The sequence below is a fragment of the Paenibacillus mesotrionivorans genome (assembly GCF_046098205.1).
GTDB classification, from domain to species: domain Bacteria; phylum Bacillota; class Bacilli; order Paenibacillales; family NBRC-103111; genus Paenibacillus_AR; species Paenibacillus_AR mesotrionivorans.
Genome location: NZ_JBJURJ010000008.1, coordinates 293513 through 314076, shown reverse-complemented (window position 1 = coordinate 314076; position 20564 = coordinate 293513). Strand labels below are relative to the sequence as shown.

Sequence of the window (20564 nt, the reverse complement as noted above, 5' to 3'; positions counted from 1 at the left end):
ACAGGTAGCAGTGGACGAGCAGGCGCCGCATATAAAAGGGAATGGTTGTTAGAGCGGCGGCCAGCCTGGGTTATAGAAGTGTCAAGGTTACTGTACAGCTGCAGCCAGCTTTACTTCGGCTCAACCTCGTCCATGGTCATGCGGTATTGCAGGTCCTTCATGTAATGGCCGTCTTCGTTCAGGAAGACCAGGCCTAACCGGACATCCTCTTTGGCGGAATGGACGATGGCGATCAGACGGTTCACTCCAGTCAGCAGCGTAATCCGGTTCTGCGGCTCCGGCTCCAGCTTGCCGTTCAGGTAGATCTCGCAGGGGGCATTGGTGTTAATCCGCAGCTTGCCGATGCGCTCAGCTGCAGTCCTGGATTCGGTAGCAGCACCTGCATCAGCACCAGCACCACCCTCAGCACCAGTCGCCGCCACCGGCACATGCACGAAGCAGCTTAGGAACCAGGGGGTTCCGCCCGGATTGTCCAGCAGTACCGTGCCGTCCTCAGGGCTGCGCTCCTTCTTTTTCATCCAGCCGTAGAGGCCTTCGCCTAGGTTGTTCAGGGAAAATTCCGGATCGGTATAATAGCTCTTCATCGCCGCAAAATCCACATAAGGCGGGCAGGGGAGCGCCATCAGGCTTTCGACCGCCCATTCCCCGTCACCCTTGGCGGTTTGCAGCAGGCCGTCTCCGAAGGCTGCACCCAGATTGGCCAGCAAACGGGTGTACAGCCGGATGCTCTTGGCGCTGTCGGTGTCAAGCAGCAGCTGGGAGAACAGCAGCTGTCCGTTTCCTGCGGGGAGACCGGCCAGGAAGACACCGGATTCCCGGGCTTTGTCCCGGTTAAATTCTACCAGTGCCAAGCGGCTGTATTCGGCCGCGTATTGCCCGACGAAGAAGTCCTTCCAGGCGGTGCCCTCCACGCTCCGGCACAGCATGGCTGCGCCTGGAATTTCCAGGCGGTGCAAGGCCAAGGGCTTGTTCACCACATTGCGCGGTGACAGGTGCACCTTATCGAAGCCGAAAAGATCCACCGGACTCATGCCGGACACCTCAAGGCACACATACTCCGCTTCCAGATGGTAGGTCTCGTGTTCAACCACCTTCACTGCACCATCCGCCAGCCGGGCAAGGCCTGATGCATCCTCAGGCAGCGCAGGCAGCACCAGCACCTTACCGCCCTTTTCAGCAAACTGCCGCAGCGCGTTAACCGGTTGCGCCGTTGAAGTTTCACCCGCATGGGAAGTGGCATGGGCGTTGGCGTGTACATCATCCCTATCTGCTTGTTCCTTCAAAAGAGCTGCTTCCACGATAACCAAACTTGCCGCCGGCAGATTCTCTAGCTCAGAAGCATCCGCCACAAGCTGATGCTCCAGCTGGATCGTCTCCAGGAACGAATGCGCCTGTCCACCCTGTTTCACCCAGGCCGCTGTCACTGGCAGAGCCTTCGCTTCCGCGGAAATGACAGTCCGTCCTTCCGCCATTTCTACGCTTACTGCAGCCGCTTCCGGCAGCTCCGCTTCGGCAGCCTGCCCGGCATAAGCCAACAGATTCCGCAGCAGCAGGCAGGCCTGGGGCACACGCCCGATATGGGGCATCATGTCCATCTGATTGGCCACAAATAACCCGCCGCCGCTCTTATACTCCAGAAGCGGTGTCCACAGATCGCCGCCATCCCCGAAATCCCCGGAGCTGCATTCCAGAATCATGGTGAAGTCGCCGTGCAGCGGCTTTTCGAAGGCGGCATGCACCACCGGCTCCGGTCCGTCCTCATGGAGTGCCTCATGCCAGAACATAAAGTCGCTGCTGCCCAATCCTTTCAGCACCGGATGCTTCCAATCGGCGCCATGGGCCCGCAGGAAGCTTTGCCTGCTCAAGGCCAGCTTGCCCAGGGAAAGGCTGATCTGCTCCAGCAGAAGCACACGACCGCCTTGGCCCACATGCTGCTTCAGCACCGCTTCCAATCCGCCATCCCGGTCCTCCAGCTTGCTGCCGACGATGACCAGAGTCTCCGGCGAAAGCCCGGCAAGCTCATCAAATCCAATCCGGCGGCATTCGGGAACCAGTGGCGACAAAACTTCATAATCCACGCCGCTTCCTACAAAAACAGCAGACCGCGCTACTCCGGCAGGTGAAGTCTTCAACGCCCCGGAATAAATCCGATACGGCACAACCAGCTCATGCACAGGCTGTCCGTCATGCCGCAGCGCAGCTGTCAGCACGGCTTCCTCCACACCAGACACTTCACCCGGCGTCCACTCAAAGTAAACCACCCGATGATCCGCCGGCTCCTGCACAAAACGGAAGGTCTCCTCAAATACAGTCCGCCCACCCTGGCGGATGCTGCACGCCACCTCCACATCCCGCGAAACCAGTGTATCGTTGAACACATCGAAGCTCCGCCGGACAGGCAGGTCGTCGAAGAAGCTGGTGTTATACTCCGCCGCCAGAATGGTAGCAGGTTTGAAGGACGCGGCCATAATCGCGAAGGACGGGTTCGTCCTGTACGCCGGGTATTCCGCAGGCAATAGCCCATTGTTCAGCGATAGCGAGTAACGCGGAATCACCTTGGGCTTCGGTCCCGGCGTGTCCAGCCGTTCCGGCGTTGGCAAGGGAATGTCCCGCTCCGGCATAGCCCGCATGAAATAGTGGGCGAAGTTAAAGGTGGAGATGCCGGACACCCCTTGGCGGCGGGCATATTCCACAAAGAGACGCTCTTTTTCCGCCAGTCCCTTGGCCGCTTCATCCGTATGATGGTAGGCATCGAAGCCTACATACATGCTGCTGTTCTGCGGGCAAATGTACCACCAGCCGCCATGCTCGCCGAATACCAGCGGCACCGTCCGGTCCCATTGATCGATGATGCCGTCGATGTTGTAATGGCGGGTTTCCACCTCTGTCAGCTCTTTGGGCAAAAGGCGGTTGTCCCCCTCCACGATAATCGGGCGTGTAGCGTCCAGTCCGCGGATGATATCCATAAATTCGGGGATAAAGGTTTTGAAAATATCCCGCCCGTCCACCCAGCGCATTTCGTTCTCGACGCTCCACATGATAATGGAGGGATGGTTCTTGTCCCGCTGTACCAGACGCTCCACATGGCGGCGGCAGTTTTCGATATAGTCGGGATGGTCGGCCTGCATGGTTTTGCCGGAGCCGTAGATGGCGGTTTCATCCACGATCAGCATACCCATCTCATCGGCAATGTCCAGATAGTACGCCGGGTACGGCTCCGCATGCAGACGCACACTGTTCACGCCCGCTTCCTTGCACATGCTGTACCAGGTGCGCACATAGGCTTCCGTTTGCTGATTCGCCCCCTGGAAATGCCAGGAGTCCCCGCGCAGATTCACCGGAATCCCGTTCAGCATAAAGCGCGGCCCTTCAGTCCACACTTCCCGGAAGCCAAAACGAACCTCCTGGCGGTCCAACACCTGCCCGTCCAATACAAGCTCCAGCTCCAACATATAAAGGAACGGCTGGTCCGGACTCCATAACACCGGGTCAGCCCAGTCCAGCGAAAAGCGCACCAAAACAGTTCCGTCTATCAGGCCGATATTCCGGTTCACGCCCGTTCCACCAGTTGACCCGCCTCCCAAGCCCGCTGCATCTCCGTTGGCTGCCGCCCCCGCCGCCGCTGAAACCGCCGCCTCCAGCACAACCGCAGCATCAGCATTACCAGCAGGCTTCACCGCGAGCCGCAGCACCGGCTGCCCGCCAGCCAAACCCGAACCGGCACCCACAGACGCACCCGCCAGCAGAGTAACGGACGCATCCACCTCCAGACGTTTCTCCCGGACGGAGGTACGGACCACCACATCCTCAATCGCCTGCACAGGCTGGCTCTCCAGGAACACATCCTGCCAGATGCCCCGTGCAATGTAGCCGAACCAGGAGCCGGTTAAGCCGGTGACCTTTTCCAAACCGGATGGAATCTTCACCTTGGGAAAGCTGCTGCACACCACATGCAGACGGTGCTCGCCGCCGGGCTTCACCTTGCCCGTCACTTCTACACGGAGGGGCAGATAACCGTCCTGCCAATAAGCGATTTGCTCCCGGTCCAGATAAATGGCTGCTTGCTGCATGATCCCGTCGAGACGCAGGAAAATCCGCTGCCCTTCCATTCCGGCAGGAACCGTAAACGTCCGGTGCAGCACACCTGCCGCGGCCGCCTCCCATTCCTTGGGGTAACCGAAGAGATCATAGGGACGGTATTCATGATCAGGGATATCGCCCATTTTTTTTCCGGGCACATTCTCATAAGCACTTCTCCAACTGGAGGGCACCAGCACCTTTTGCGGTTCAAAAGCCAGCTGATACGGCAGCTCGAGAGCGGTTGGGGTGGAGTAAAGGGGCATAAAATCCCATTCTCCATTTAAGCAGACAGTGGTCCGCATAATCGTCACCTTCCTTGTTCAATTTCCGCATGGAGAACCAGCGGGATGTCCAGCCAGGGGCGGGAGTCGGGCCATTTGACGAAGTGGGGGTCCATAACGGCTCCCCAGTCGGTTGGCGTATTGGAGGTGGTAAGTTTGCCGCGGTAAGGCGCTTTTTCCACTAGATAAGGCTTTTCCGAATAAAAGAACATCAGGTCCTCATGCAGGGAAATGATGCCGTATTTGCAGCCGTCGCCAGGTTTTTCCTCCTGGTATTGGTAGTGGTAAAAAATATAGCTGGCGATCTTGTCCGGCTCAAGCCGGGCCAATCTTCCGTAAGGTGTGCCGCTCCCTTGGGCAGTCCGCCAGGGCAATTCCTCCACAGGTGCCTGATAGTGGAAAATATCCGCCATCGGCGCCCAACGTCGATCCTCAGCACCACCGGGCCAAACCCGCAGCACTTCCGGAGCACCCGGGAGCAGCATATGGGGATCTGCAGCCGGACCCTCGCCGGGGCATTCATAATATACAAACAGCTGGCTGTCCCATTGGAAAAGACTGAGGCGGCTAACCCCGTTTCCGGTCATCCGCTCCTGAAGGGAGGGTTGATTTTGCTCCAAAAATGACTTTATGTCGGCTTCTGTCTTCATCTGAGCTCTGAATTGACAGCGCTTCATTCTATGCACCTCCTATGAAACAAGCTTTATGTCTTCTCTTCTATGGTAAGCCATGCGGGAGGCGGGCGCCTTGACGATCCGGTCTTTGTTTAGCATAATAATGACATGACCAAAAAAATTTATTATAGGGATATGGATCTGGATCCGGGGTTTATTTTCCGCATCCAAAAATGCCCGTTAACCCATGACTACTTTGTGCATAGCCATGATTTTTCCGAGCTGGTGGTGATTCTGGAGGGAAGCGCCGTCCATGTGATTGAAGGAAGGGAGTACCCGGTTTCAGCCGGGCAGGTGTTTCTGATCCACGAGGATGTGGCCCACGGTTACCGGGATGTGAACAATATCCAGTACGTTAACGTCATGTTCCACCGGGACCAGCTGCTCCAGCTGTCGGAGCTGAAATGCCTGCCGGGTTTCCAGGCGCTGTTTTATATCGAGCCGTTTTATCGGAAGGAAATGAATTTCAAGGGCATGCTGACTCTGGAGCCGGAGCAGCTGGCGAAGGTATCGGGGATGCTGGATTCCATTCTGGAGGAGGCGGAGCGGAAGGAGGAGGGGTACCGGCTGATGATCCGGACCTGTTTTTCGGCGCTGGTGGCCACCTTGTCCCGGTATTATTCCGCCAACAGCGGCGGGGAGGAGAATAAGGCCCTGCGGATCGGCGAGGCGGTGACGTTCATTGAGGAGCATTTCCTGGAGCCGATTACGCTGGACCAGCTGGCGGAGGCGGCGTATCTGTCGAAGAGGCAGTTCTGCCGCGTGTTCGCGCGGAATTACCAGACCACGCCCATCGACTATATCATCCGCCGCAGGCTGGATTATTCCTGCACGCTTCTTCGGGACGATGCGGTTTCCGTACAGCAGGCGGCCATGGAGAGCGGCTTTTCCGACCAGAATTATTACGCCCGCCAGTTTAAAAAGGTGTTTCGCTGCACTCCCACGGAGTACCGGGAGCGGCAGAAGCTGCTGCATTCGTAGAGTGACCGTCTAGAAAAAGAAGTGCCTCAGCTATCATGCTGGGGCACTTTTTCCATATATTCGGCTTCCACCACACTGTGGTTGAATTTCTGGAGCAGCTCGCCGAACTGCTGCATCTCCGCATCGGTCCAGTTATCCAGCACATGGCCAAGCTTGGCCATCCGGTTGGCCTTGTCATCCGTCAGGAGCTGCTCCCCCAGCTCGGTAATGCTGAGGATAAAAGCCCGTCCGTCCAGCTCATCGGGGACGCGGCGCACATAACCCTTTTGCTCCAGGGCGGAAACCTGGCGGCTGACGGTGGAGATGTCCAGGTGAAAGGTATGGGACAGGGTTTTGATGCTGCAGGCTCCGCCCAGAGAAATCTGGGTAAGCAGCAGGTAAGCGGCCCGGTCCAGACTGCCTACCTTCTGATAGGAAATCATGGAGGTGAGTCGGCGGATCAGCAGAGCCAGCTCCAGCTCCACACCCTCCAGGGATTGTTGGTTCATCGTAAGGACCTCCGTTGGTAGCGTATGCTTATGTCAAGATTAACATAGGTGCAGGGGTTTGAAAACACAATAGGGTGTAGGGGAGCAGGTGGGATGGCCGGTGGAGCTTGCTGATTGTTGGAAAAGAGGCGTCGGAAGGGGATTTTGCGGAAGGGAATTTCCGCTAAGAGGGCTGCAGCGTGGCATCCGGGATGGTTAGCGGAAGCCGTTTTCCGTTATCCGGGCCTATGGACCCGGAGGCTGCCATTGGTGCTGGCAATAGCGGAACAATGCTTCCGCTATTGCTGCTTGATTGGGCCGCGCGGCGGGATTAGCGGAAACGGGCTTCCGTTATTCTTGTCCTTAGGGCCGCTCAGGCAGAGGAGCGACGGATAGCGGAATGTAACCTTCCGCTAATAGTGCGGGGCCCCCCATTGGGGCCGGATAAGGGAAGCGGATTTTCCCTTATTGCGAGCTAACAGGGCCGTTTACACCCTTCAAAGGAAGAAGAGCGGAAGAAACCCTTCCGCTCTTTCCCATTTGCCCCGCCATGTGGCGATATAACGTAAGTATGCCTTCCGCTATCCAGTCCTCCTACGAATCCAGCCAGCACCCGCTTCCCACCATTATTTTCAACCGTGAACGGAGCTCTATCATAAGCTGCTATGTCAATAATAGGTGTACAAACACTCCCGAATAAGACTTGACGACATTAGTGAAACTGGTTAATATTTAAATTGTTTAAATAAAAAGCAGGGAGACCACGACGAATGTCACAGGATTCCGATGACCTCATTGAGCGGTTCCATACGGCGAATCTGCGATTCCGCCGCAACTTCGAATGCCAGCTCCTGCAGCGGATGGGCCCTTCCATTACCGCGCCGCAGATGTATGTGCTCTTCTATGTCAAGCGGAAGGGAAAATGCAAGCTTAGCGACATCGCCGACAAAGTGGAGGTGAAGCCCAGCGCCGTGACAGTGATGATCGACCGCATGGAACGTGCGGGCTACGTGGTACGCCGGGATGATCCCGCTGACCGAAGATCTATCCTGGTGGAGCTCACCGCTTCCGGGGAGGAAATGCTTGCGCAGGCCGTTTCCATCCGGAATGAGCTTATCCATGACTATTTTTCACGGCTCACGCCAGAGGAAAGAATCGTCCTCACCGGACTGCTGGAAAAGCTGGCCCCCCCAGACAAAGAATAGGGGCTTAGTAAGAAAGACCAATTAAAGGAGAAGAGACGAATGGAAGAACTTTCACACAAACGGAAATTATCTATCATGATCGCCATAATCGGCGCCATGTTTTTTTCCGCCATCAACCAGACTATAGTCAGTACCGCCATGCCCCGGATCATTGCCATTCTGGGCGGCATGGAATATTACACGTGGGTCATTACCATCTACATGCTGACCTCTACCATTGCCACCGTACTGGTCGGCAAGCTGTCGGATATTTACGGGCGTAAGCCATTTATTCTGTCAGGTATCGTATTTTTTATGATCGGTGCATTCTTAAGCGGATTTTCCAAGGATATCTTCCAGTTGATTACGTACCGCGGTATCCAGGGTATAGGCGCCGGTATCATCATGTCGTCAGCCTTCACAGCGGTGGGCGACTTGTTCTCCCCGCGTGAAAGAGGCAAGTGGACCGGTGTAATGATGGCCGTATTCGGCTTCTCCAGTGTGCTTGGCCCTACCTTGGGCGGCTGGCTGGTGGATAACATGCCGTGGAAATGGCTGTTCTGGATCTTCCTGCCCCTGGGAATTGTGGCCTTCATCATGATTCTGGCTCTGTTCCCGAAGGTTCCCCGCAAGGAATCGGAGAGCATCGATTATTGGGGTTCGCTTTTCCTGACCTTGACCATTGTCCCGCTTCTGCTGGGCTTCTCCTGGGCTGGCACCAAGTATGCATGGGGTTCTGCGCAAACCATCGGATTGTTCGCAGCTGCGGCTGTTTTCCTGCTCATCTTCATTCTGGTGGAAATGCGGGCCAAAAGTCCGGTGCTGCCGCTGTCCCTGTTCCGTAATGACATCGTTACCCTGTCTAATGTGATCGGCTTTATTATGAACGCCGGTATGATGGGCGCGCTGATTTATCTGCCGTTTTTCGTGCAGGGTGTAGAAGGCATATCGCCTACCTATTCGGGTTATGTGACCATGCCTATGTCTCTGGCTATGGTATTCGTCAGCGCCATGACCGGTCGGATGATCACTAAAACGGGCAAATACAAGAAGTTTGCCGTCCTAGGTTTCCCCATCATGGTAGCAGGCATGCTGATTATGGCGTACATGGACTCCGTATGGATGGCGGTTATCGCCATGATCGTGTTCGGAGCCGGTTTGGGTCTGGGCATGCCGGTTTTCTCCCTGACTGTGCAAAATGCCGTCAAGCCGAATGAGCTGGGGGTCGCCACCGCTTCCTCGCAGCTGTTCCGGAACATGGGCGGGACCATCGGCGTTGCCGTCATGGGCACCATTATGACCACGTCCCTGAAGAACCACATGCAAAGCGCGGCGGCTGCAACCGGTTCTTCCGGAACGGCCAATATCGCCAATCTGGCAAGCGCCAATCCGAAGCTGGCCGCATCGCTGAAGGATCTCCAAGGTCCTCAGGCGCTTCTCGACCAGCCCAAGCTGAAGGAGCTGATGGCTTCTCTGCCGGCGGATATCCAGCCTGTTATCCAGCATATGGTCGATATGCTTAAGGACTCCCTCAGTTCCGCGCTGACCACCGTTTTCCTGTCGGGTACGGCCCTCCTGGTGCTGGCGCTGGTTCTGACCTTCTTCATCCGCGAAATCCCGCTGCGCACCTCCAACAAAATGCCGGAGGCAGAGCGTGCGGTTCAGCAGGAGCCGGTGTCCATTCATTAATATTTAATAGGATCGGCAGCTTTAACAGCCTGGAGACTTATGTCCAGGCTGTTTTTCTGTTGATGGTAGGATTTTCGGACAAAGAGGCCGGATTCCATAGATGTCCGTTGACAGTCGGGGGTATAGTTGTATAATACAAATATAGATTACATTCGTGGAGGAATGGGAAATGAAGGCCCATGAAATTATGGTCAACCCCGCTTATAAGGTAAAGGAAACGGACTCTGTCCGGGCGGTGATCGAGAAGTTCATCAAGTACCGCATCAGCGGCCTTCCCGTAGTTAATGAGCGCAATGAAATCGTCGCTTATATCAGCGACGGGGATATACTCCGGTATGTAGGGCGCCAGGAGGACCAGGTGGTGGGTTCCTTGTTTTTCAGCATGGTATTCAGGGGAGATCAGGATGAATATGAGGATCGGATCAAGCGTATTCTCGGTCTGAATGTGATGGTCATCGCCCAAAAAAAGGTGTACAAGGTGGATTGGGACGAAGAGGTGGAGGACATCGCTTCCTTACTTGGCAAGAGGCAGATCAAGAAGGTGCCGGTGGAGAAAAACGGAGTTCTGGTGGGGATTATCAGCCGCGGCGATGTGATCCGCCATTCCTTCCAGAGCACCCTTGCCGAAGAAGAACAAACGCCAACCTTGAACAGGCAGCTTCCATAGCAGTCCGGAGCTTGCGGCCTTATACAGGATTGCTTACCCTTCCATTTTGATGGACAAAAGCAGCTTCACCGCATCTAAATCCTTCATTGCGTGTACATCCACACCAAATGAGGTGCCTTCTGCATACGTTATGGCGGTGCGGACCGCCTCCAGCACAGGCTCCGGCAGCGGGGCTTGTTTGGCGGCTTCCAAGGCCACCGCGCCCAATACAAACCAAACCTTGAAGTACTCCCGGCATGGAAGGGTGTAGAGCAGGGTTTTTCCTTTGTGTTTGTAAACTAGGCACCATCCGGATTTTTTACTGTAAAATTTCCATTCCTTCGCAATCTCCCCGCAAGTCTCCTTCAGTATGTCCTCCACACTGTCCCAGGCGGGTTTAGCCTGTCCCAGAACAGACGCGATACTGCCATCGTCGGGCATTTGAGCCTTCACATCGAATATGCTTGTTGCCACAGCCATTCACCTCTTTCCTTCCCATTTTACCAAATCCTACATGGCTTTTTCCGGTTTTTTTGAGGAAAATGTTATCCCGGTGCCAGAGCCAGCAGGATGGGCAAAACCAAAAAGGAAGCCAAGGTGGTCCACAGAATACATTTGGACACAATTTGCGGCGCAGCGCCGTATCTCTCTGCCAGAACCGTCGCATTTACGGCGGCAGGCATGGAGGCAAGAACCAGCAGCACGGAGAACAGGGTTCCTTCCACACGCAGGACCCATAATCCGGCCGCAGCAATCAGAGGGGACAGCAGCAAACGGACGGCCATACCCGCCAGGAAGGTTTTGTTGGCATGGGGCTCCAGTTTCACTCCGGCCACCCGCACCATCTGCGCGCCGAGGATGGCCAGCACTACCGGAGAATAAGCGCCAGCCACCATGGTGATTCCCTTATCCACCCCTTCAGGCAGATGCAGGCCTGTGGTCCGGAGCAGGATAGCCAGAGCGGCGGCATAGATGGCGGGCAGGCGGAAGATGGACACCAGCGCATTGCGGAAGGAAAAGTGGGAGCGCGCGGCAAAATAGATCCCGACTGTGTTCACAATAACCATCTGGGTGATGACATAAACGGAGGCGTGGTCCAGACCCGCCTGGCCGAAGGCCAGCAGCACCAGCGGAAGACCGTAATTCACACTGTTGGTGAAGGTGGACATCAGCGTCAGGCCTGCCGTTTCGGGCTGAGGCAGCTTAAGCGCACGGCTGAGCAGTTGGGCGCAGGCCCACAGCAGAAGCAGATTCAGCAGGCAAAAGCCTAAGGTCTGGTAAATATCGCTGGAGCTGATGGACGCCTTGGACAAGGTATCGAAGATAATGGCAGGGCTCAGGAAATACAGATAAAGGGTCAATAAAGGCTTCACATCCAGCTGAGTGAACCTGCGGAGCAGGGCTCCGGCTATAACGGGGATGGAGATGGGGACAATCACCTGAAACATCGTGCTGAATACGGCGGCGAACATGACAAACGGCAGCTCCTCTCTTACTGGCACTCTTTTCAAGATAACAAAAGAAAGCTGCCCCGTCCAAGACCCATAACCTATTGCCTTTATAGCTGGTATGGAGGGGGAGACGGAGAAAGAACCTGATCACCGGAACCGGTGACGATTGACGCGATTTCGCCATGGACATCGGGGATGGATCAGGATATTCTAAAAGCGTAAGGTTTTGAACGCATTTGTTCATCTCCGTTTGTTCATTAATATAAGCGAAAGGGTGTTGGGTTTGAGTCTGAGTTACCGCTTTACTTTTAGCCCGGAGAACCGGGGAGAGGATTGGATTGTACTGGAGCAGGAGACCGGCTTCAGTTGGAATACAGGGTATGGCTTTTCCATGCCGCCAGCGTTTTCCCGTTATGAAGACCTGATGGACTCCTGGCCGGGGGATTATTTTGTGCCGATGAAGCCGTCCTTCCTGGTGAATGTGCCCAAAGGCAATTATACCGTTGGGGTGTCCTATACGGGTTTGGCTGAAGGGGCGGCCTTGACTGTGAAGGAAGGGCGCGGCCGCATTGTGCTGGACCACGCTCCTGCCGGAGCTGGGGAAAGTATCCGTGAGGAGTTTGCCATGCATGTATGCGACGGACAACTGAAGTTAGCCTGGGACGCAGAGGGAGTACGGGTGGAAACCATTGAGATCGTTCATGCACCCATGCTGCCTACCTTGTTCCTGGCCGGGGACTCCACGGTGACGGACCAGCCATCGGCAGGATATCCGTATACCGGATGGGGCCAAGCTATCGGCAAGTTCCTGAACGCCAATATTGCGGTGGACAACCATGCCCGCTCCGGCCGCAGCTCCAGGAGCTTCATCGTGGAAGACCGTCTGAACCGGATTTGGAAGCTGATCAAAGCCGGGGATGTGCTGGTAATCCAATTTGCCCACAACGATGAGAAGGAAGATGAACGCGGAACGGAAGCCTATTCCACGTATAAGGAGTTTTTGACCCGTTACATTGAGGGTGCCCGGGAGCGCGGGGCGCTGCCTGTACTGGTTTCCGCCATGCAGCGGCGGTTCTTCGAGGAGGACGGCACCATCAAGGATACCCACGGCGATTATATCCCCGCTATGGAGGAGCTGGCCCGTGAGCTGGAGGTGCCTTACATTAATCTGGCGGCCAAAAGCAGAGCGCTGCTGGAGCAGGTGGGGGATGAACCCTCCAAGGTCCTGTTTATGTGGACGGCACCGGGGGAATATGCCGGGCTCCCGGACGGCACCACGGACAATACCCACTTCTCGGAGAAGGGAGCCTTGGCCATCGCCGGGCTGGTGGCTGAGGGCATCCGGGAGCTGAACCTGCCGGCTCTGTCTGATTGTTTGCGGTAAGGCGGAGGGGGAGAGGCGCGGGATAGGGGCGGCTTTTGGGGTGCGGGCCACAGGGGGTGTTGGACTGTCTCATGAGGATCAAACCGCGCGCGGTCGCCAGGCAAGTCGGCTATTTGCCATAAAACCCCGCTTGCTGTATAATGAAGCTTCGGATGAGGGTCCGGAGTTTGACGTAATGATTGGCTATTAATCAGGGCACCCCGCAAGGGGTGTTCTGTTGTTATGATGACTGGTGATTTGGTCTGATGTCGTAACCCCCTGGGTGGGCGATCAAGTTTCGTTGAGTGTGTAACGGAACTATGCGACTCTTACAGCACAAAATCGGCGGTTTAGATTTTTTAACGGAACTGAGAAGCTCTAACAGAGGTGCTGAAGCCTGCCTGGGCTGATTTCCACATCGTAAGCGCTTCTGAGTTCCGTTAGCCGGGGAATTGATCAGAAAATGCAGGCTAAGCGCTTCTAAGTTCCGTTAGCGGCCTCGCCACTTGCCCAGTCATCCAAATTGCATTCATTCTGCATCCGGTCCATCCGTAAGCCCTTCAATCGATGGGCACATGTTTACAGAAGTGTACAGCAGCATTCATCCAAGTTAAGTTTCGGGTACCCTGTGGCGGCGGAGTTCTGCTGCGAGGGGTAGCCTTTGTATATAGGAGAGGAAGGGTACTATGATCAATTACAAAGACGAACTGGCCAAACAGATTGCGGAAGGATTCGAGGGTGTGGAGGCAGCCGCCCTGCGGGACATGATCGAATATCCGCCTAACCCGGAGCTGGGGGACTTTTCGCTGCCCTGCTTTAAGCTGTCCAAGGCCCTCCGCAAATCTCCCCAGGCCATTTCCGATGAGATCAAATCCAAGCTGGCCACCGACGGTCTGTTCGGCCGGGTGGAATCCGTTTCGGGTTATGTGAATGTATTCCTGGACAAACAAGCCTTCGCAGCCAATCTGTTGTCGACCATCCTGTCCGAGCGTGACCGCTACGGTTCCTCTGATTTAGGCGCGGGTAAAACCGTTGTTTTCGACTTTTCCTCGCCCAATATCGCTAAGCCGTTTCACGTAGGGCATCTGCGCTCGACCATGATCGGCAATGCACTGTACCGGATTCATCAATATCTGGGTTACACCTGTGTCGGCGTTAACCACCTGGGTGACTGGGGAACTCAGTTCGGCAAGCTGATCGTGGCCTACAAAAACTGGGGCAACGAAACAGCTGTTGAAGAAGGGGGCATTCTTGAGCTGCTCCGTCTGTATGTACAGTTCCACGATGAAGCCGACAAAACTCCGGAGCTGGAGGAGGTTGCCCGTTCCTGGTTTGTGCGTCTGGAGCAGGGGGATGAGGAAGCGCACCGCCTGTGGCGCTGGTTTGTGGACATCAGCCTGAAGGAGTTCAACAAAATTTATGACCTTCTCGGCATCAAATTCGATTCCTTCGCCGGCGAAAGCTTCTACAACGACAAGATGGACAAGCCCGTCCAGGAGCTGAAGGACAAGGGACTGCTGGAGGAGGACGAAGGCGCCTTGCTGGTCCGCCTGGATGAGTACAATATGCCCCCGGCCCTGATGATCAAAAAGGACGGCGCAACTCTATATCACACCCGTGATGTGGCAGCAGCCATCTACCGGAAACAAACCTACGACTTCCATAAATGCGTGTACGTCACCGGCGCGGCGCAAAATCTTCACTTCCAGCAGCTGTTCAAAATTGTGGAGCTAATGGGCTATGAGTGGTCCAAGGATATGGTACACGTGCCTTTTGGCCAAGTGAGCCTGGAAGGCGCCAAGCTCTCCACCCGGAAGGGCAACGTGGTCATGCTGGACGAGCTTCTGACCCGTTCCGTAGAGCGTGTGCGGGAGATTATCGAGGCGAAGAACCCCGATATGCCCAATAAGGAAGAGGTGGCCCGCCAGGTTGGCGTCGGCGCCATTGTGTTCAACGACCTGTCCACCAACCGGATCAAGGACGTTGTTTTCTCCTGGGAGGACGCCCTGAACTTCGAAGGGGAAACCGGCCCATACGTGCAATACACCCATGCCCGGGCATGCAGCGTGCTGCGTAAGTCCAACGGCGGCAGCTCCAGCATTGAGTTTGGCGGCGCCCCAGAGGTGGATGCCGGCCAACTGTTGAACACGGAAGCCCAGCTGGCGCTGAAGGAGCTCTACATCTTCGGCGAGCAGGTGCAGCAGGCCATGTGGAAGCTGGAGCCGTCCATCATCAGCCGCTATCTGGTTGATCTGGCTCAAGCATTCAACCGCTTCTACCACGAATGCCCCATTCTGGTGGAGGACCAAGCGGTGCGCAACGCACGCCTCGCGCTGGTCAAATCCGTGCAGATCACCCTGCGCAACGGCCTGGCCCTGATCGGCCTGGAATCGCCGGAAATGATCTAATTATGAATTAGAGAGGGAAGGTCTCGTACAGAGGCTTTCCCTTTTTTAAATGGCTTTCGGAGTATATGCCCTTGTAAAGGGTATGATAAAGCCCTTCGGATTGTAATAGCTCGTCATGCCTCCCTTTTTCTGCAACCCTTCCGTTTTGTATAACAATGATCTGGTCCGCCTGTTGGACTGTCGAAAGTTTGTGGGCGATGATGATCGTTGTTCTGCCGGCCATCAACCGCTCCAACGCTTTTTGAACCAGCCGCTCCGATTCGTTATCCAAAGCTGCAGTTGCTTCATCCAACAGCAAAACCGGCGCATTCCTGAGCAAAGCCCGGGCAATGGATATTCTTTGTTTTTGACCTCCTGATAAACGTATCCCTCCTTCTCCCATATGTGTATCAAAACCTTCGGGAAGCTCCAATATGAATCCTAACGCATTGGCATCTCCCGCAGCTGCTACGATCTCCTCCTCCGATGCATCAAGTCTTCCGCAGGCAATATTCTCTCGGATCGTCCCCGAATACATAACATTTTCTTGCGGCACAAAAGAGAAGTAGCCTCTTAACTCCTGCAATTTCATATCCCTGATATTGTTTTCGTTAATCTGTATATCACCCCCACTGGGTTCATACAGACCTAACAGGATTTTGAAAATAGTTGTTTTCCCGCCCCCGCTTGGACCGACTAACGCAATTTTTTGTCCGGCTTCAACATGAAAGGAGACATTATTCAAGATAGAACGACTGGAAGTGTACCCAAAGCTCAACCCGTCCACTTTCATATTGGTAAATTCATGATTTACTTTGTGAGTGGGAATATCCGTAAATTCTGTTCGCTCATCCATTGTCTTAAAAATCCGGTCCGCGGCACCCAGCGCTTGTTGAAGCTCTCCCCATGAGGACGCCAAACCGGTAAAGGGCCACGTTAAGTGATTCATAAGCTGTATAAATGCGATTAACCCGCCTACGGTCATGGATCCTGACGCTGTAAAATAAGCCCCCACAATGAACGTTACGATAAAGGACAAAAGACCAACCGCATTGGCCGCAGCAGATAGCGAAGCCTGGATTTTTCCTCCACGAATTTCGAACTTGCTGACATCATCACTATTCTGAGTAAACGTCTGAAGCAATTTCTTTTCCAGGCCGAAAGGTTTAAAGATTTGGCTGGATCCCAAAATTTCTTGCAGGACAGAGGTTAAGCCTCCCACCCGATGCTGCAGCAGTTGAGAATTGTGACGGAGAACCTTCCCGAATCCCCCTCCGACAAGCAGTGTCATCGGACCAACCAAGGCACAAATGATGGCTAGCTTCCAATTGATTGTAAGTAAATAAATAAAGGAGGATAATGCGAGGATTGGATTGCGGATTAAAGAAAGCATGGTGTCACTGCATGCCTTCCCGATGGCCTGATTGTCATTGGTCATCCGGGTCAAGAGCTCTCCGGAATGGTGGTCATCAAAATGACTTACCGGCAGGCAGAGTACCTTCTTCAAGGTATCGATACGAATACTTTTCCTGACTTTGGAGGAAACCTTGGATTTTAGATAGGTATCCCAATAAACATTCGCAGCTGTGGCCAACAAGGATGATCAGGCCTAAGACAATAAGGAGTAACCAATGCGTCTGCGTTTGGGCGACTGCAGCATCCGTGATTTTGTTTAGATACCATGCGGTACCAAGATTCAGGCCTATACCTACGAACATGGTCATAAATAAAAACGGATAGATGGTCTTGTGCCTCAAGCAGTAACCGATAAGCCGCCATAATGTTTTGCGTTGATTCATCAGATCGCCTTCCCCCTGCGTAGGAGTTTACATTCCTAGAGGACGATAAAGTTAAAAAACATCCGTTAAACATCCTATTAACATCCCCATGGATGTTATAGTACCTTATATATCCATTTTGTACAATGCTCATTTTCTTTTATTTTGCTTGACAGGCTAAAAAGATTTAGGCATATTGGAAGCTATAAGGGAAGAAGAAGGGGTGTGTTGAATATTTCGGATTTAGAAAAAATTACGACAAATCTAGGACCGATGGATCTTGGCCAAATTGATCTTTTGGTAGATCAAGGCTTTTATACAAACCGCAGCGATTTTATTCGGATTGCCATCAGAAGACAACTAGACAGCCATTCGGAGGAGATCAAGGAGTTTAAGCATAGGAAGTACTTTGCTTTCGGAGCGTTGGAATTTGATCGGAATCGATTAGTGGAGGCCAAAGAAGAGGGTGTGAAAATCGATGTTAAAATCGTGGGCGCACTCATAATAGCCAATGATGTAACAAAGGAGTTGGCAGAAGAGACCTTTGGCAACATCCGGATCTATGGAATCATCCGGGCTCCGGAACCGGTCAAAAAATGGCTTGTGCTTATGAACGACAAGAAGTAAGCGGTTATTAGGTGAAGCGCAAGGCGGCTTATTTCTAACGGAGGTGAGAGCCGCTATTTGGCCTAAAACGGGGGGGTGCCAGATCTAACGGAAGCAGGGGCCGCTATTAGGTGTAAAATAGGCTCGAAGCACGGCAAATGACCTAAATAGAGGCTGTGGCCACCGTTAGATTTCTTGAAGTGGTGTTTTTGTGGAAATAAGGGCTTCCACCGCCGTTAGAATCGGCTCGCGGTATAGGAAGGAGCCCGCGGTAGGAGCCCACGGCTTGGCAGCTCGGGGGTCCGGCAGCCAGGGTCCGGAGGCCTACAGCCAGATTGCCGGACGACCTGGCGACTGGAAGAGCCATCGCCAGAAGCATAAGCTCCCGGAGCAAGACCCTGCACTTGCCGGTCCACATTCCTTTGTTTTACAAGGAGCGCTACCCTATCGGTTACGTCCGCCCGGACAAGGGAATGATGCAGCTCTGCATCAACGGTAAAGCCGCTCCCTTGACGAAGAAGAATTCTTCCTCGTCCTCCCTGCGCCGGATGTTCTCGTCTGCCAGGTCCGCAAAATCCGGCGTGAAGTGGAACTCTACCTGACAGCTTCCGTCCAAGACGGCTTCCTCCCCCGGGTGGGCGGCCAAACATTCCGCAACCTCCGCAAACAATACCGGACGAGGGCAGACGATATCCATCACCTCGATTTTCCCTTCAGACCACTTATAGACGAGCAGCAGCTCCCGGTCCTCCGCATAATAAAGAGCATCCGGGAAGATATTCAGGCAGTACCACAGGAAGATGGAGGCGCCGCCGGAAACGGAGCATTCCGCTGGCAATGGACCCCGTCCCTGGGCCAGACGGACAAGAAGAGCCCAATCCTCCTCCCGGCTCACATCCAATTTCCACAGCTGCGGTGAAGCATCTCGCTCACGAAGTTTCAGATCTGTTTCATACCGGTAAAAAGGGCTGCGTGTGAACCCCAGCTTCGGATACAGGTTGACAACGGACTCGTTGGCAAAGAGAAAAACCAAGCTGTTCCCAGGCTGTCTAGAGGAGGTCAGCGCTTCCTCCATAAGCTTCTTGAACAAACCCAAACCGCGGTAATCCGGGTGAGTCATTACTGTGCCAACCTGGAGCGCAGGCACCTCGTTTCCATTCAGCAGCACGGTCATGGCCGTAACGGACACATTGGCCACAATCTCCTCTCCGTCCGCGAAGGAATAGCAGGTGTAGCTGTCGTTCCAAGCCCCTTTTTGATACCACGCCTCAAAATCTATGCCAAAGGTCAGCTGCGCCAGCCGGTTAAAGCTCAGCCGCAGTCCCTCTTGATCCCGGTAATGGGACACCATCCGCAAACGGTTCCGCATCGTAACATCCTCCTTTTTCACTCCAATAGCACCAGTTTAGACAGGCCATCCCGCAAAAGCTATACCGAAAACAGCTTTAACTAAAGAATCCCTTCACCCCGGCGGCAGGCAGGACAAGTTTAGGGAGGGGAGATGCTGGGGAAACTGAAAACGATAGGCAATCACATCCCAGATGACAAGGAGTTTGCACATGGCGAAAAGCGATGACTTGGTCAAATACATTACCCAGCAGGTGGTCACGTATATCGACACCCCTACGGAGGTGCGCAAGCAGCACCGTCAGGAGCGGCGCACCATCCGCAACAGCACCCCCTGGACGGTCCGGTGGTTTGGTTTGCTGCCGTTGTCCATTAAGGTGTGGAGGGAGCAGAAACGAAAAAAACAGCCCACTCCCGATTAAGGAGCTGCCGGAGCAGCCGCTTATGGGACGGACTGGTGATGAAAAGCTGTGGAAGCATGAGCCGGTGACGGCAGCGCTTCTGCAGCTTTTCTATATGTGAATAGGAGGAGAACCATTAAGGGGTAAAAAAGCGGCCCAGCTTCACTGCCGCGGCGTAAGGCACATACCGGGCACCCTCATGCTCCAGCCGGAGAAAAGGCCCGGCGTGGCTCCATTCATGGAAGCCTGTTGCAGCCAGAGGGTACAGGGCTTTGCCGCCGTACCATTTGCCCAGATAGGTGACAGGTGTTTCCTCCGAGCTGATCGGCCCGGCCTTCCACGCAGTAAAGTCCAGCTCCGGCTGTGGGCTGCCCTTCAGCCAAACAGGCTTCAGGAACGGGTCGAAGGACATTTTGATCAAGGTGTGTTTTAAGCTGCCGGGCTGCTCTGCCGCTGATCTATTATAAGCAGAGGAGGCTTGACCTGCTCCTGCTTTCTGTTCTTGAACCCAGTTATCGAGAGGAGGAAGTTCCTCTCCGGTTTTGGCATCCAGATAAAGCGGTTCATCTGCTGCGCCTTCGATCCGCCAGACTCCCTGCAGAGGCGCCGCATAGATGCGGGATATGGTCATGGATGGATTGGATTCGGAAATAAGTCCCCGCTGCGCCAAACTGCGCTGCAGCGTATTCATGCTGAACAGGGGATATTCGCCCTGCCCGTACTCTTGAAGACGGTAGCCGTCCCCGTCGGCGGTTAGAACTAGGTAACCGACCTCCTGGGCATCTGCCTGAAGCAGCACCACCCAGCTGTGGGTGCCGGGGCCAAGGGGATAGACGGTCCAGGATGCGGCAGACCAGCTCTCGAAGCCCGGTTCACCCGCCAATGCGTCCACCCAGGAGCGGATAACCGGAGTCATGCCGGATGCAGCTGCTTCCCCTTCGGGAGACTGCCGGGTGCTGTCAGGCGTGTTTCCCAGAGCCAGGACTTGTCCATTCTGTACCGTGGCTTGTCCTGCCGTCACTTCCGCAACAGGAGGCTCTGCCAAAGCGGAGGGGGCAAGGGACCAAACCGCCAGCAGGCTGCCCAGAAGGACAGCAGAGGCCATTCTTCTTGTCCAATGTGCCAAAGCTTTACACCAACTTTCAATTGAAAACGTTATATTCAGCTTAGCGGAACGGCGGCAAAAAGACTGTTTGTTTTTGCGGACAAGCGCCTTGCTTTTTTTAAGA

General features: G+C 54.6%; 16 protein-coding genes. 8 read left to right on the top strand and 8 right to left on the bottom strand.

Translation table 11 applies throughout. The features are described from left to right. Positions 1 to 110 precede the first annotated feature (110 nt). Complete coding sequence (locus ACI1P1_RS14585; RefSeq protein WP_416217124.1) at positions 111 to 4382, bottom strand: glycoside hydrolase family 2 protein; 4272 nt, start codon at positions 4380 to 4382, stop codon at positions 111 to 113. A gap of 5 nt (positions 4383 to 4387) precedes the next feature. Continuing rightward, positions 4388 to 5038, bottom strand: coding sequence for a hypothetical protein (locus ACI1P1_RS14580; RefSeq protein WP_416217123.1), 651 nt, complete (start codon positions 5036 to 5038; stop codon positions 4388 to 4390). 105 nt (positions 5039 to 5143) lie between these two features. Here ACI1P1_RS14580 and ACI1P1_RS14575 point away from each other — a divergent pair, with 105 nt between their 5' ends. Next, a complete protein-coding gene (locus ACI1P1_RS14575) occupies positions 5144 to 6016 on the top strand; it encodes an AraC family transcriptional regulator (protein ID WP_416217122.1) in 873 nt (290 codons plus the stop codon). A 26-nt stretch (positions 6017 to 6042) separates the two neighbouring features. On the opposite strand, the gene ACI1P1_RS14570 is transcribed toward ACI1P1_RS14575, so the two are convergent. Further along, positions 6043 to 6504: a MarR family winged helix-turn-helix transcriptional regulator gene (locus ACI1P1_RS14570; RefSeq protein ID WP_416217121.1), complete on the bottom strand. Its 462-nt coding sequence runs from the start codon at positions 6502 to 6504 to the stop codon at positions 6043 to 6045. Positions 6505 to 7253: 749 nt separating this feature from the next. Here ACI1P1_RS14570 and ACI1P1_RS14565 point away from each other — a divergent pair. The 3 genes from ACI1P1_RS14565 (at position 7254) to ACI1P1_RS14555 (ending at position 10023) form a co-directional block, all read left to right on the top strand. Continuing rightward, complete coding sequence (locus tag ACI1P1_RS14565; RefSeq protein WP_416217120.1) at positions 7254 to 7688, top strand: MarR family winged helix-turn-helix transcriptional regulator; 435 nt, start codon at positions 7254 to 7256, stop codon at positions 7686 to 7688. A 39-nt stretch (positions 7689 to 7727) separates the two neighbouring features. Continuing rightward, a complete protein-coding gene (locus ACI1P1_RS14560; RefSeq protein ID WP_416217119.1) occupies positions 7728 to 9356 on the top strand; it encodes an MDR family MFS transporter in 1629 nt (542 codons plus the stop codon). 169 nt (positions 9357 to 9525) lie between these two features. After that, positions 9526 to 10023, top strand: coding sequence for a CBS domain-containing protein (locus tag ACI1P1_RS14555; RefSeq protein ID WP_416217118.1), 498 nt, complete (start codon positions 9526 to 9528; stop codon positions 10021 to 10023). Between the two features lie 33 nt (positions 10024 to 10056). Here the strand turns inward: ACI1P1_RS14555 and ACI1P1_RS14550 are convergent, their stop codons facing one another. Both ACI1P1_RS14550 and ACI1P1_RS14545 read right to left on the bottom strand, forming a co-directional pair. Further along, complete coding sequence (locus ACI1P1_RS14550; protein WP_416217117.1) at positions 10057 to 10482, bottom strand: DUF3788 family protein; 426 nt, start codon at positions 10480 to 10482, stop codon at positions 10057 to 10059. Positions 10483 to 10547: 65 nt separating this feature from the next. Continuing rightward, positions 10548 to 11474, bottom strand: coding sequence for an AEC family transporter (locus ACI1P1_RS14545; protein ID WP_416217147.1), 927 nt, complete (start codon positions 11472 to 11474; stop codon positions 10548 to 10550). A 262-nt stretch (positions 11475 to 11736) separates the two neighbouring features. Between ACI1P1_RS14545 and ACI1P1_RS14540 the strand changes: the two genes are divergently transcribed. Together ACI1P1_RS14540 and argS are read left to right on the top strand one after the other, a co-directional pair. Continuing rightward, complete coding sequence (locus ACI1P1_RS14540) at positions 11737 to 12837, top strand: rhamnogalacturonan acetylesterase (protein WP_416217116.1); 1101 nt, start codon at positions 11737 to 11739, stop codon at positions 12835 to 12837. 668 nt (positions 12838 to 13505) lie between these two features. Beyond that, positions 13506 to 15224: an arginine--tRNA ligase gene (argS, locus tag ACI1P1_RS14535; protein ID WP_416217146.1), complete on the top strand. Its 1719-nt coding sequence runs from the start codon at positions 13506 to 13508 to the stop codon at positions 15222 to 15224. 7 nt (positions 15225 to 15231) lie between these two features. Here argS and ACI1P1_RS14530 read toward each other — a convergent pair whose 3' ends face one another. Then, positions 15232 to 16797 carry an ABC transporter ATP-binding protein gene (locus ACI1P1_RS14530; protein WP_416217145.1) on the bottom strand — a complete coding sequence of 522 codons (1566 nt, stop codon included), beginning with the start codon at positions 16795 to 16797 and terminating at the stop codon, positions 15232 to 15234. Positions 16798 to 17209: 412 nt separating this feature from the next. Here ACI1P1_RS14530 and ACI1P1_RS14525 point away from each other — a divergent pair, with 412 nt between their 5' ends. Further along, entirely contained in the window at positions 17210 to 17608 is a 399-nt protein-coding gene (locus ACI1P1_RS14525) for a hypothetical protein (RefSeq protein ID WP_416217115.1), read from the top strand. Positions 17609 to 18038: 430 nt separating this feature from the next. Here ACI1P1_RS14525 and ACI1P1_RS14520 read toward each other — a convergent pair whose 3' ends face one another. Further along, on the bottom strand, positions 18039 to 18956 hold the full coding sequence (locus ACI1P1_RS14520; protein WP_416217114.1) for a GNAT family N-acetyltransferase: 918 nt from the start codon (positions 18954 to 18956) through the stop codon (positions 18039 to 18041). Between the two features lie 190 nt (positions 18957 to 19146). Between ACI1P1_RS14520 and ACI1P1_RS14515 the strand changes: the two genes are divergently transcribed. Then, the gene (locus ACI1P1_RS14515; protein WP_416217113.1) at positions 19147 to 19356 is read left to right on the top strand and encodes a YqzE family protein; all 210 of its coding nucleotides are present in this window, start codon (positions 19147 to 19149) and stop codon (positions 19354 to 19356) included. A gap of 115 nt (positions 19357 to 19471) precedes the next feature. On the opposite strand, the gene ACI1P1_RS14510 is transcribed toward ACI1P1_RS14515, so the two are convergent. Further along, positions 19472 to 20461, bottom strand: a complete 990-nt coding sequence (locus ACI1P1_RS14510) for a hypothetical protein (RefSeq protein ID WP_416217111.1) — start codon at positions 20459 to 20461, stop codon at positions 19472 to 19474. Between the last annotated feature and the right edge of the window lie 103 nt (positions 20462 to 20564).

What these genes read in the sequence shown, in the direction of transcription:
- ACI1P1_RS14585 (WP_416217124.1), bottom strand. Translation starts at nt 4,382, where the DNA reads ATGCGGACCACTGTCTGCTTAAATGGAGAATGGGATTTTATGCCCCTT.
- ACI1P1_RS14580 (WP_416217123.1), bottom strand. Translation starts at nt 5,038, where the DNA reads ATGAAGCGCTGTCAATTCAGAGCTCAGATGAAGACAGAAGCCGACATA.
- ACI1P1_RS14575 (WP_416217122.1), top strand. Translation starts at nt 5,144, where the DNA reads ATGACCAAAAAAATTTATTATAGGGATATGGATCTGGATCCGGGGTTT.
- ACI1P1_RS14570 (WP_416217121.1), bottom strand. Translation starts at nt 6,504, where the DNA reads ATGAACCAACAATCCCTGGAGGGTGTGGAGCTGGAGCTGGCTCTGCTG.
- ACI1P1_RS14565 (WP_416217120.1), top strand. Translation starts at nt 7,254, where the DNA reads ATGTCACAGGATTCCGATGACCTCATTGAGCGGTTCCATACGGCGAAT.
- ACI1P1_RS14560 (WP_416217119.1), top strand. Translation starts at nt 7,728, where the DNA reads ATGGAAGAACTTTCACACAAACGGAAATTATCTATCATGATCGCCATA.
- ACI1P1_RS14555 (WP_416217118.1), top strand. Translation starts at nt 9,526, where the DNA reads ATGAAGGCCCATGAAATTATGGTCAACCCCGCTTATAAGGTAAAGGAA.
- ACI1P1_RS14550 (WP_416217117.1), bottom strand. Translation starts at nt 10,482, where the DNA reads ATGGCTGTGGCAACAAGCATATTCGATGTGAAGGCTCAAATGCCCGAC.
- ACI1P1_RS14545 (WP_416217147.1), bottom strand. Translation starts at nt 11,474, where the DNA reads ATGTTCGCCGCCGTATTCAGCACGATGTTTCAGGTGATTGTCCCCATC.
- ACI1P1_RS14520 (WP_416217114.1), bottom strand. Translation starts at nt 18,956, where the DNA reads ATGCGGAACCGTTTGCGGATGGTGTCCCATTACCGGGATCAAGAGGGA.
- ACI1P1_RS14515 (WP_416217113.1), top strand. Translation starts at nt 19,147, where the DNA reads ATGGCGAAAAGCGATGACTTGGTCAAATACATTACCCAGCAGGTGGTC.